Genomic DNA, 11,636 nt, shown 5'->3' on the forward strand with positions numbered 1-11,636 from the left:
GTCGGTGCTCGAAGGCGCCATCGGCGTCTGAATTTCCAATCGTTTTTCAAAGCACAAGATTTCGGATCGGAGTTGAAAGATGGTCGATTTTAGCCTGACGGAAGCCGACCAACGGCTGATGGACGTGGCGCGCAAAGAGAACGAGATCGGCCGCAAGTACGCGCGCGAACTGGATAACGCCGGCGAGGTGCAAACGCGTGATAAGCCAACCGACCATCCGTCGGTCGCAGGCACTAAATCACCGGATGACTACTTGGCGGAGGAGACGTCGCCCATCAGCGGTCAGCACATGACCGAGGCCATGATGAAAATGGTCAGCTCAAGCGACGCGCGTATCCGTAACGGTTTCGACGGGGGGTCTTTTGGCGGCTGGATCGTGCGCGACTACGGCACGCCGGAGCAGATCGCGGCTTACAGCCACCTGAAACTGGCGATCGGCATCACCGAGCCGGGCGCAGGCTCCGACCCTACAAACATGATCACCAACGCGAAGTATGACCCGGCCACCAATGAGTACATCCTCAACGGGGAGAAGACCTTCATCTCCGGCGTCAGCTACCACGACGGCGTGCTGGTGTTGATGAAGGGCGAGCCCGACGAGAACGGGAAGCGCCCTTTCTGCACCTTCGTCGTCTCGAAGGAATGGCCCGGCTTCATCGAGGCCCAACCGATCAAGAAGATGGGCATCCGCCACCACAACCTCAGCGGCTTCATCCTGGACAACATGCGTGTCCCGGCGCTGGCCAAGATCGAGGCCAATTTCGGCGGCACCATGGGCAAGTTCAACCACAACCGCCCGCTGGTGGCGGCGAGTACGCTGGGCCTTTGCCGCTCGATGCTGGACTTCACTGCGGCGCGCCTTGGCGTGGACCCCGACTACGCCAAGCAGCGCACCAGCCGCGGCATGGTCGAACATCGGCTGATCGAGATGGAAGCCCTGTGGCAGGCGGCCTGGATGTCGGTGATGCAGGAGAAGTTCAAGGAAGAGCAACTCGGCGAGACCTCGGACGGCTACCGGATCGAAGCCTCGATGGCCAAGGCCATGGGCGGCAAGGCCGCGCGCCAGATCACCCAGGGCTGCATCGAACTGCTGGGCCCGGACGGCTTGTCGGAGGAGTTCCTCGCCGAGAAGTGGTTCCGTGACGCCCGTATCACCGACATCTACGAAGGCGCTGGCGAGATCCAGCGCCTGCTGATCGCGCGTCACCTGCTCGGCTACCGCAAGGGCGAGCTCGACTAGTCGTCACACGGTCTCAGGCGGCGGGCGCGCAAGCGTCCGCCGCGAGATCTCATAGGTTGCACGATGAAGGGCGCCTCCCAGTGGCCGGCATACGCCTGCCGCCGTGCTGCGCCCTATAGAGGAAGAAGTCATTGGCGATCCAACCTTCCGACGTTGCCGATGCATCGCTCACCGACGAAGGCGTCATGGACGTTCCAGGGCTAGCTAGCCGCTGGGTGAGGCTCGCCGATGGCCGACGCGCCCACTACGTCACGGCTGGAGACAAGGGGCCGCCGATTGTCCTGCTCCACGGCAGTATCGAAGGATCTTCCGGAACGGCGGGCTTTCGGTCCATGGCTGTCGCTCTGGGCGCTTCGGGTTTCAGAGTCTACTGCCCAGACCGCCCGGGATACGGCTTGGCGGACACATCCAGGGCCGAATACGTCGCGCACGACGTAAAGGCGCAGGTCGACTTTCTAAATATGTTTGCAGACGCGCTGTGTCTTGAGGTGTTTCACCTTGGCGGCAATTCCGGCGGCTGCATCCTATCGGCTTACTATGCGGTCACCCATCCTGAGCGCGTCCGCAGTCTGTTCCTGATCGCCGGCCTAATTGGCGACATCTGCGAGATCGCCACGATTGAGGACAAGATCCCAATCAGCCGGGGCAAGTTCGCCTCCAATCCCGACTTCAAGGGTCATGCGTGGCAGGGCACGGAGGCTGACATGGCGGAGGCCATGCAGTCGATCGCGTACGGCGGGACGCAGCTCCCGGCAGATCTCATAAAGATGCGCACACACGCCGGGCTCTTGCAGCGCGCAGGCCGCGCGCGGTTCGGCGTCCAGTATGTGCCATTTGTTGTTACCGATCCCAATCTAAGGCAGGTGTATTCTACAAAGGATCGGCTTGACAGATTAACAATGCCGATAATTTATTTGTTTGGATTGCAGGATGTCATTTCTGCTGTTGAAAACGGATTCAAACAAGAAGACGCGGCTTCAAACATTCAATTCTTTTATCCAGACAAATGCGGACATCAGGGACAAACTGATCGTACTGAGTTGTTCAACCAAGTGGCGTTGGAATTTTTCAGCACAAGTCGAGTTTCATGGTCGACGGCGGTGGAGGCTGGCGTGTCGCTGCGCCGTCCGATCGATCCGGAGCGAGTGGAGGAGCCCGCAGATGGTTTCCCGACGGCGGCGCCCGAGATTTACGCAAATCCCGAGTCGCTGGCCGCCGGGCTTTCGTCCCGAGGTTTGGCCCCCGTCAAGTGAGCGCGGGCAAGTCGCAAAGGGAGTCTGCCCTGCGGGACGGCGACATCTCACATTAGCGCTGTTTCTCTCATTAGCATTCCACGTGCCGCTCCCCGGTATCGTGGGAAACTCGATCCGGTGACTTAGGTCATCGGATCATTTTTTTCTTAGATATACTGACTCACCTGACGCACATATCACCTGGTCGCTGTTAGCGGCCCGAGTTGCGGAGCGGAAGCCATGACCTCGCATATCAGCTACGAGCTCCGTGGACGCGTCGCCTACATCACGATAGAGCGCCCCGAGCGACTGAACGCCCTTGGCCTGCAGACCATGTCTGAACTTGCCGACGCTTTCTTGGAGGCCTCCGATTCGGCCTCCGCACAGGTCATCGTATTGACCGCGGCAGGCGAGCGAGCGTTCTGCGCGGGCCTCGATCTGAAGGAAGCAGATGAACTGGCGCGCGCTGGGAAGAGTTTCCCGCAGCCCATGCGCGGTCGCGACCGCAACCTGTTCGAGCTCATCCTCGAGGCGCCCAAGCCAACGATCGCAGCGATCAACGGCGATGCGGTTGGCGGGGGGTGTGAAATCGCGCTCGCTTGTGATCTGCGCGTCGCCGCCGATCATGCCCGGATTGGCATGCCAGAGGCCAAGCGGGGCATGGGCGCCAACTTCGGCTCAGTGCTGCTGCCACGGCTGATGCCGCGCGCTATCGCCCTTGAAATGCTTTACACCGGCCGCCTAATCACTGCCGAAGAGGCGCAGCAGCACGGCCTATTGAATCGGCGCTTTCCCGCCGCCGAGTTTCGCGCGGAGGTTTCCCAATATGCCGCCGCTATCGCTGAAAATGCGCCACTTACCCTTCAGCGATACAAACACATGACGCTGAAAGGATGGGGTTTGCCGGTCCACGCAGCGCTTCGGCTCGACGTAGGACCAAATCCCTATACGAGCGAGGACCGTATAGAGGGAGTTCGAGCGTTCGTTGAGAAGCGAACGCCGAAATGGCAAGGGCGCTGAGGCGACCTTTAGGCTCTCCTCTAGAACGCGTCCGGCCGCAACAACGCATCGCTTCCGCCATCAACGAAGACGACCTGCCCCACCAGATAGCCGCCGCGCAGAGCTGCAATTGAGGCGATCACCTCGGCCAACACTTCGGGTTCGGCAACATGGTCGACGGCGCGGGGAGTGATCTTCCGTATTGACGCCATCGCCGCCTCGTCCCCAAGCACGCGTTCGGTCATCGGGGTTTTTACGAAGCCCGGCGCAACGGCGTTCATATAAATATCCGACCCCGCCCAGTCGGCCAGCGTCGCCGATTGGCGTACCCAGAGCGAGAGGGCGCGCTTGCACGAGTTGTAAGTCAGGGGAGCCGGCAACGTTTTCGCCACAGCGATCGCTTCGTCTTCGTCGCCCGCCAAGCATGCAGCGACCATCAAATCGTCTGTGTCGGCGATGGCCGCGACTGACGCCACCCCGATCGCCTGCGAGCATTTGCGCCTCGAGAGAAGGTGGCGGAATCCAGTCAGAGTGGCGACGGCCCCGAAGTAATTGAGCGCGACGATAAGCTCGGGTGCGACACGCGAAACGCCTGCGCATGGCACGACGATATCCAAGCCGTCCGGTGCCAGCGTCTCTACCTGAGCAATCATGTCGGATCGCCCGCGCGGCGTGCTGAGATCGACATTCACCTGCGCGTCTTTCAGGTCGATTGAGATTACCCTGGCCCCCAGGGCGGAGAACAGGCTCGCGGTTGCGGCTCCGATGCCGCTCGCGGCTCCGGTGACAGCTGCGATGCGACCATCGAGTGATCTCCGCGGGTTGTCTAAATCGATCAAGCGTCGCACCTTTGCTTCAGCGATAATCGCGGCGCCACAAGGCCTAGTCGCAGGCGGTTAGCGCCGCCTGGCGCCGCTTTTATTGATTTGCCCAAAATAAACTTGGCTGCGATGAATATGAATCGTAAATGGCCTTAGGCTTTCTGTACAGGACGCAGCCGGATAGTTTGGCGCGGAAAAACGAAGTGAATTCAGTTGCCGGGAGGAGGCGTCGCGACCTATCGGCGCCGCAATCCTGCAGCGCGGCGAGAAGTGCTTGTTCGAGCTTCGTGGAGGCGATGGTGAAGCAGGAGTGCTCGCGCATGAGATCGCGGAAAACGCCTCTCTCGCCGTCGCCGCAACCCGCAAGACCGTTCGTGGGGCATTGGCCGAGATCGTCCGCAAGCAAACTTCCCCCGAGCTTGAACTCCAGACGATGCTTCGGGCCACTGAAGACCACCAGGAAGGCGTCCGCTCCGTGGCCGAGCGGCGGCCCGGAAAAATTCGCAGGCCGATGGCCGGCAAATTCTCACCCTTAATCGAAATAATTCGAGGCGCAGACCAATGTTGGACTTTGAATCTACGTCGCGCCGTTGCGAGATCGAGGGCGCTACCATCCTCTACAACGAAGCAGGCGACGGTCCTCCATTGCTGTGTTTCCACGGAGGCGGCGCGGGGGCGAATGCATGGGACAACACGAAGTGGAACATCGATGTCCTATCTAAGTCGTTCAGGGTGCTGCTCATCAACCTGCCTGGTTATGGCGGTTCCAGCCACCTAGAGGCGTTGCCGGGAGAGACGCAGGAAGCGCTGTTTGTTCGCGCGATCTGCGCCGTGATGGACAAACTCGGCATTGAACGCGCCAACTTCTATGGCACCTCGATGAGCGCCGCTGCGGTCATCTACCTCGCGAACAAATTCCCGGTGCGTGTGTTCAAGGTGGTTCTCAAGTCGCCGGCGGCGGGTCGTACCTTTCTCACCGTGACGCCAGCTGACGGCATTGAAGCGCTCAACGCGTTCAAGGAGGAGCCGAGTCGGGAAAAGATGGTCCGCATCATGCGTCTCTTCGTGCCCAACAACGACCTGCTGACCGAAGACATGATTGAGCTGCGCTACAAGTCGGCGATGGACGCGCGCGCAATGCCCCAGCCGCGCCAGCAGCACGCCGGAAACGTAGACATCCGGCCCGTCATGGAAGGCCTGACCGTGCCGGTGTTGCTGCTGTGGGGACATCAAGACCGCATGGTCCCGCTGGACGGAGCGCTATCCGCCCTTTCGATGATTCCCGATATCCGGGTTCATATCTGGGGCGGCGGCGTTGGCCATTTCATCGAATTCGAACGCCCTGCCGAATTCAACCGGGTCGTAACCGACTTCCTTCTCCACTGATCCGCCGCGCGTTCTGACCCGCGGCTAGGCATCTCGGCGTCGCTGCGCCGACCCGGGTCGATTCGGTCATCTGGGGCCGTAATATCGCGCGACACGCTGACCTATGAAGTGGACCGTCACTCCGACTGGCCCCGCTCATAAATTCGCTTTATTGGTGAAACACTAAATGCGGGGCTTGAGCTGGGTTGGCGGTTCAACCGCCACGATAACACGTTGCCTGACAGGGTGGATGCATGACGACGGCGGTTCAATTTCTCAAGTCAGATGGCGACTCGAGCAGCACAGCCGACTACGACGCGATCGTAATCGGAGCCGGGGTTTCGGGGCTGTACCAACTCTACAAGCTGCGCGAACTCGGACTGAAGGCGTTGGTGCTCGAAAAGGGATCGCGCGTCGGCGGCACCTGGTACTGGAACCGCTACCCTGGAGCCCGGTTCGACTCTGAGAGCTGGACGTACATCTACTCGTTTTCGAAAGAACTCCTCGACGAATGGAAATGGACAGAACATTTTGCAACTCAACCGGAGACTGAGCGATACTTAAATTATGTCGCTGACAAGTTCGACTTGCGGCGAGACATCCAATTTGGCAGCGAGGTCATCGCTGCTCACTACATTGAAGAGACTAGGAAGTGGGAAATCCTACTTAGCGATGGCCGAAAGTATCACGCCACATTCCTGATCACCGCTATCGGAATCCTCTCGGCGTCGACGCTGCCTCGTATCAAGGGTGTCGAAACGTTTGCTGGTGAAGCCTATCACACCGCTCAGTGGCCACATGACCCTGTAAACCTGGCGGGCAAGCGCGTTGCGGTGATCGGCACGGGGTCTACCGGTGTTCAGACCATCCAAGAGGCAGCCAAGGTCGCCGGCCATCTGACGGTCTTTCAACGCACGCCGAACTGGTGCGCACCCCTACACAATACGAAGATCACTGACGAGGAAATGGAGCAGATCCGCGCGCGCTATCCGGAGATTATGGCGCGCTGCCAGGAAACGCCGGGGTGCTTCGTGCACGGCCCCGATCCTCGTTCGGCTCTGGAAGTGACGCCGGAAGTCCGTGAGGCGTTTTTTGAGAAGCTCTACTCCGAACCCGGGTTCGGCATTTGGTATGGCAACTTCCGCGACATCCTCGTGGATTCAGACGCCAATGCGCTGATCAGCGAGTTTGTCGCCCGTAAGATTCGCGAGCGCGTGAAAGATCCGAAAGTCGCGGACCGCCTCATCCCGAAGAACCATGGCTTTGGAACGCGGAGGCTGCCGCTCGAGACCCGCTATTACGAAGTCTATAATCAGCCCAATGTCGAGCTCGTCGACGTGAACGAGACGCCGATACAAGAGATAACACCGACCGGCATCAGGACGAGTGCGGGTGAGCATGAGTTCGACGTGATCATATATGCCACCGGCTTTAACGCGATCACGGGGGCGTTCGAGCAGATTGACATTCGAGGTGTTGGCGGGCGTAGCCTCAAGGAGGCCTGGGCCTCTGGGCCACAAACCTATCTCGGGTTTCTGGTGGCCGGGTTCCCGAACATGATGATGGTGATGGGTCCCCATGGCGGTGTGGGCAATTTCACGCGCTTCGCGGAATTCAACGCTAACTGGGTGAGCGAACTGCTGCGCTTTGCGGTCGCCCGCGGGGCGACGCGTGTGGAGGTCACACAGGAAGCCGAGAAGCGATGGTTCGGCCACGTCGCGGACTCCGGAATAGGCCTTCTCAGCAATTCGGTCGATTCGTGGATGACCGGCGTGAATTCGAACGTGGAGGGCAGAAGCGCTCGCAGGGTGATGCGCTATAGCGGTGGATTCCCAGCGTTTCGCCAATACTGTGAAGCTGCGACTCGCGACAACTATGCCGGCATTGATTTTGATTAAGTTATTCGATTTTTGAACAGAGCTTCGCGCGACGCCCCGCGCTTCTATGAAGAGCTCAATGTAATCCGGGCAAAGTCCATATTGGCGTGCGTCGCATGCCGGCGTTCAGGTTGGAGGTGGAGACCAGTGGACATCGAAATCGTCGCCGAAGGTCTCGCCTTTCCAGAGGGACCGGTATGGATGAAGGACGGGTCCGTAGTCGTGGTGGAGATTGCGGCCGGGCAGGTGACAAGGATACGACCGAACGGCGACAAGGAACTGGTCGCCGAATGCGGCGGCGGACCGAACGGCGCTGCGGTAGGACCTGACGGATGCTTGTACGTCGTCAACAACGGGGGAATGTCGTTTTCCCGACAGGACGGCCTCCTTGTAACGGACGGAGGGGCGTCCGCCGACAGCAAACCGGGGTGGGTCGATCGAATCGACGCGAACTCCGGACGCATCGAACGGCTGTATGAAGGCGTCGATGGTCGCCCCTTAGCCGGCCCGAACGACCTAGTGTTCGACCGCGACGGGGGCATGTGGTTCAGCGACATGGGCAAGCACGCGGGATCATCCACGGAGAATGGCGGGATCTACTACGCGAAGGCCGACGGCTCGTTCGTCACCCGTGTCGTCGACGGCGTTCGCGCCAATGGGATGGGCCTGTCGCCAGACGGCAAAAAGCTCTACTGCGCTTTGTCTTACGAAGCGCTTCTTGTGGAATTCGACATCGATGGCCCGGGTTTACTGTCGCCGGTCGCCGGCTTTGCGTCAGGCCGGCCGATCGGGCAATTCGCCCCACGTCAGCTTCCTGATTCGCTGGCCGTCGACGCGAACGGGCATGTCTGTTGTGCAACCGTCTTCAACAATGCCGGAATCACATCCGTTGATCCCCAAAGTGGGCGGCTCACCCATCAACCTTTCCCCGACCTTATGACCACCAACATCTGCTTTGGCGGGGCGGATATGCGCGACGCCTGGGTGACCCTGTCGAGTACAGGTAGGCTCGCCAAGGTTCGCTGGGACTCGCCCGGCTTGGAACTCGCGTACTACGCTTAAGGCCGCTGAAGCCTAGATCCCGCTCTTGTGGTCATCGCCCCCCGTTGGCGCCAGGAGGCCTGCGGTTACGCTCAGCCGGTGGCTTAGGATTGCCCTCGCCGTTTCAAGACCCGCAGATCGTGAATCCCTGCGTATGTCCTGGGATCCGCATTGCCCGGAAACAGCTGAGACTTTGCAACCTTTTGCGATCCCGTAGTGGGGATTTCGGACATGAAAAGCACCCAGCCGGGGACTTTGAAATATGCCAGATTTTCTCCGCAGTGGTCGAACAGCAAGCGCGCCGTCGCCAAGTCTCCCTGGACGCCGTCCTTCAGAACAACGCAAGCCAAGACTTCCTCCTCGCGTATCTCGTCGGCCACGGCCACGACGGCGGCCTGCGCAACGGCAGGATGGGATGCCAGCATCTGCTCGACCTCGGCGGCCGCGATGTTCTCTCCTGAACGGCGGATGATGTTCTTGCGCCGATCAATGAATATCAGCGTGCCGTCATCCTCCATCGTGACTGCGTCTCCAGTATGCCACCAACCGCCGCGCCAACCGCTTTCGGTGGCTTGAGGGTCCTTCAGGTACCCGGCGAAAAAGCCCCAACGCGGCCCCTCCAGGCCAGCCCAGCGCACGCAGAGTTCGCCAATGGTCCCGTGCGGAACCTCGTCGTCGTGCTCATCGACGACGCGCGCTTCTAGACCGTCGCTCGACCGTCCAATGCACGGCTGCGCCGTATGGTGGGACGCATAGTTGTTCCAAGTGCATCGACCCACCTCGGTCATGCTCCAGCCCTCCGTCAAGGCGATGCCAAAGCGATGCCTGAAGCGCTCAATCAGCGAGGGAGACGCTCCGCCGCCCAAGCCAAACCTGATCGAGTGCGCGTGTTCATCAGGCGTGTCTGGCTGCGACATCAGCATTGCCGGGACCACGCCGAGGTAGTGCATCACGGTGGCGCGCGCCGCCACCGCGTCGCGCCAGAACTGAGATGGCCGGAAGCGCTCGAGCAGGATGATGCAGTTGCCGGAAACCATCATGCCGAGAGTGGTTAGACAGAGCCCGCCAACATGGAACAGCGGCAACGGGCTGATGAGCCTGTCCTGGCCGGCGAAGAATGTAATCGAACCCCCTGCCGCCACGTAAGACCGCGCGGTCGCCAGCATCGCACGGTTGGTGAGGACGCACCCCTTTGGTTGGCCTGTTGTGCCGGACGTATAGAGAATGGCCGCCTCGCTCTCGTCCGTCGGTGATCCCTTCAAGAAGGTGCGGCCCTGGACAGGCGGAGCCTCCTTCCAGAGCTCGGCGTCAGCGACGGGAGGCCTTTTCGGGACGCCGCGCGCTGCATGACGCAGCGCATCGAGCCGAGAGCTGAGGCCGACGACAAGATCAGCCTCGCTATGTTCGAGAATGTAGGCGATCTCAGCAGGAACAAGATCGGGGTTGATCGGCACGATACTGGCGCCAAGGCTATTCAGCGCCAGGAAGTGAAACAAGAAGTCAGGGCGGTTTTCCAACAACAGAGCCGCACGGTGTCCGTGCCCATAGCCGGCGCCGGCATAGTCGGACCGCAACTGGAGCACGCGGCGAAGCACTTCTCCGAATGTGAATTCGGCCCCCTCGGGGAGCCAAGACCGGTCGTCACGCGGCGGAATGCATATGAACGGCCGAACGTGAGATCCAGCGGCGACAGCGGCGAAGGTGCTGAAGACGGTGTACATGACGGCCTCGCTTCTCGTCGCCCCGTGCAGCGTTCGCGGGTCCCGGCGATCTGCCCCAAGGGACGGAGGGCGCGGCTTGGATTTCGTCGCTTTATCGTAGCGCCCACACCCTCGCCCGCGCGAACCCCAGCCTCCTAGACTCGCCCTACAAACACGCTGTAAGAGTTTTAATGGAAACGCACTAAATTATGCAAGATCCAGCCTGTGTTCCTCAGCGAGCATGCCTGCAGGTGATGCTGAGATCTAGCGGAGGCAATAGGGGCGGGGGCAGCTATGTCGGCGCAACGCCGCATCCAAGGGTCATCGAGATACCCATACGTTGTCGTGGGGATGCTCGGCTTGATCTACACGTTTAATTTTCTCGACCGTCAAATCCTCTCGGTGCTCGCCGAGCCGATCCGCAAGGAACTACACCTCAGCGACACTCAGCTCGGCATGTTGACCGGTCTGACGTTCGCGTTGTTCTACACTACTTTTGGGATACCCCTTGCGTGGCTCGCGGACCGCGTCCGTAGGGTTTGGATCATCGCAGTCTGCTGCGCAGTCTGGAGCATGTTCTCCGCGGCATGCGGGCTCGCCACCAATTTCTTGCAGTTGGCCCTGGCGCGTATGGGCGTCGGAGTCGGTGAAGCCGGGGGGAATCCTGCCTCCTATTCCCTCATCTCCGACTATTTCCCTCCGGAGCGGCGCGGCATGGCTTTGGGGCTTTATCAATTAGGTCTCCCGCTCGGATCGACCGCCGGTTTGGCGGCGGGCGGTTGGATTGCAGCGGAACACGGCTGGCGCGTAGCCTTCTTCGCAGTAGGCGCGCCAGGCGTATTCTTGGCCTTGCTCTTGCTGCTTGTCGTGCGAGAGCCAAAGCGGGGGGAAATGGATCGCGCCGGCCACGGCCCGGCAGCGGATGACCCCCAGCCAACGCTTTTGCACAGTATCGCCGCCTTTTTCGGTGATCCGCTGCTGCGCTCCACGGCGGTCGCGACGAGTTGCTCGGCCTTCATTCTGTACGGGTTCTTGAATTGGGCCCCAGCATTCCTGATGCGCGTGCGCGGCATGGAACTGACGGACATCGCTTTATATTACAGTCTGATAAGCGGGGCGGGCGCCGTGGCCGGAACACTGGGCGGCGGTGTGTTGGTAGATCGCTTGCGCCGGGTGAGCATGCGCGCCTATGCATTGACGCCCGCGTTGGCTTTTTTGTTAGAGTCCGTTTGGAAACTCACGGGTGGGTGGTCCGGCGTAGCAGGTTTCCGCCCATGGCGACGAGGATCATGGCCTGCGAGACGTCGATCCGGGCCTCTTAGTCGCGGACCAGACGGCGCCAGCGGGTCATCCAGCCGAAG

9 protein-coding genes are annotated in these 11,636 nt (G+C 60.6%); 7 read left to right on the forward strand and 2 right to left on the reverse strand.

Translation table 11 applies throughout. The features are described from left to right. Window positions 1-79 precede the first annotated feature (79 nt). The 3 genes from Q8M88_RS06875 to Q8M88_RS06885 all read left to right on the forward strand — a co-directional run bounded on the left by Q8M88_RS06875 (window position 80) and on the right by Q8M88_RS06885 (window position 3,492). Complete coding sequence (locus Q8M88_RS06875; RefSeq protein ID WP_305595723.1) at window positions 80-1,240, forward strand: acyl-CoA dehydrogenase family protein; 1,161 nt, start codon at window positions 80-82, stop codon at window positions 1,238-1,240. A 131-nt stretch (window positions 1,241-1,371) separates the two neighbouring features. After that, window positions 1,372-2,493 carry an alpha/beta fold hydrolase gene (locus tag Q8M88_RS06880; RefSeq protein WP_305595725.1) on the forward strand — a complete coding sequence of 374 codons (1,122 nt, stop codon included), beginning with the start codon at window positions 1,372-1,374 and terminating at the stop codon, window positions 2,491-2,493. A gap of 219 nt (window positions 2,494-2,712) precedes the next feature. Further along, entirely contained in the window at window positions 2,713-3,492 is a 780-nt protein-coding gene (locus Q8M88_RS06885) for an enoyl-CoA hydratase/isomerase family protein (RefSeq protein WP_305595727.1), read from the forward strand. Window positions 3,493-3,512: 20 nt separating this feature from the next. Here Q8M88_RS06885 and Q8M88_RS06890 read toward each other — a convergent pair whose 3' ends face one another. After that, the gene (locus tag Q8M88_RS06890) at window positions 3,513-4,310 is read right to left on the reverse strand and encodes an SDR family oxidoreductase (RefSeq protein ID WP_305595729.1); all 798 of its coding nucleotides are present in this window, start codon (window positions 4,308-4,310) and stop codon (window positions 3,513-3,515) included. 543 nt (window positions 4,311-4,853) lie between these two features. On the opposite strand from Q8M88_RS06890, the gene Q8M88_RS06895 reads away from it, so the two are divergent. The 3 genes from Q8M88_RS06895 to Q8M88_RS06905 all read left to right on the forward strand — a co-directional run bounded on the left by Q8M88_RS06895 (window position 4,854) and on the right by Q8M88_RS06905 (window position 8,596). Then, window positions 4,854-5,678, forward strand: a complete 825-nt coding sequence (locus Q8M88_RS06895) for an alpha/beta fold hydrolase (RefSeq protein WP_305595731.1) — start codon at window positions 4,854-4,856, stop codon at window positions 5,676-5,678. Between the two features lie 233 nt (window positions 5,679-5,911). After that, a complete protein-coding gene (locus tag Q8M88_RS06900) occupies window positions 5,912-7,555 on the forward strand; it encodes an NAD(P)/FAD-dependent oxidoreductase (RefSeq protein WP_305595733.1) in 1,644 nt (547 codons plus the stop codon). Window positions 7,556-7,681: 126 nt separating this feature from the next. Next, a complete protein-coding gene (locus Q8M88_RS06905) occupies window positions 7,682-8,596 on the forward strand; it encodes an SMP-30/gluconolactonase/LRE family protein (RefSeq protein ID WP_305595735.1) in 915 nt (304 codons plus the stop codon). Window positions 8,597-8,679: 83 nt separating this feature from the next. On the opposite strand, the gene Q8M88_RS06910 is transcribed toward Q8M88_RS06905, so the two are convergent. Continuing rightward, complete coding sequence (locus Q8M88_RS06910; protein WP_305595737.1) at window positions 8,680-10,296, reverse strand: AMP-binding protein; 1,617 nt, start codon at window positions 10,294-10,296, stop codon at window positions 8,680-8,682. 339 nt (window positions 10,297-10,635) lie between these two features. Here Q8M88_RS06910 and Q8M88_RS06915 point away from each other — a divergent pair. Beyond that, window positions 10,636-11,636 (forward strand): spinster family MFS transporter (locus Q8M88_RS06915; RefSeq protein WP_371132643.1); only part of this gene is annotated, 1,001 nt, incomplete at its 3' end.

This window comes from Phenylobacterium sp. (assembly GCF_030693805.1).
Lineage (GTDB): Bacteria > Pseudomonadota > Alphaproteobacteria > Caulobacterales > Caulobacteraceae > Phenylobacterium.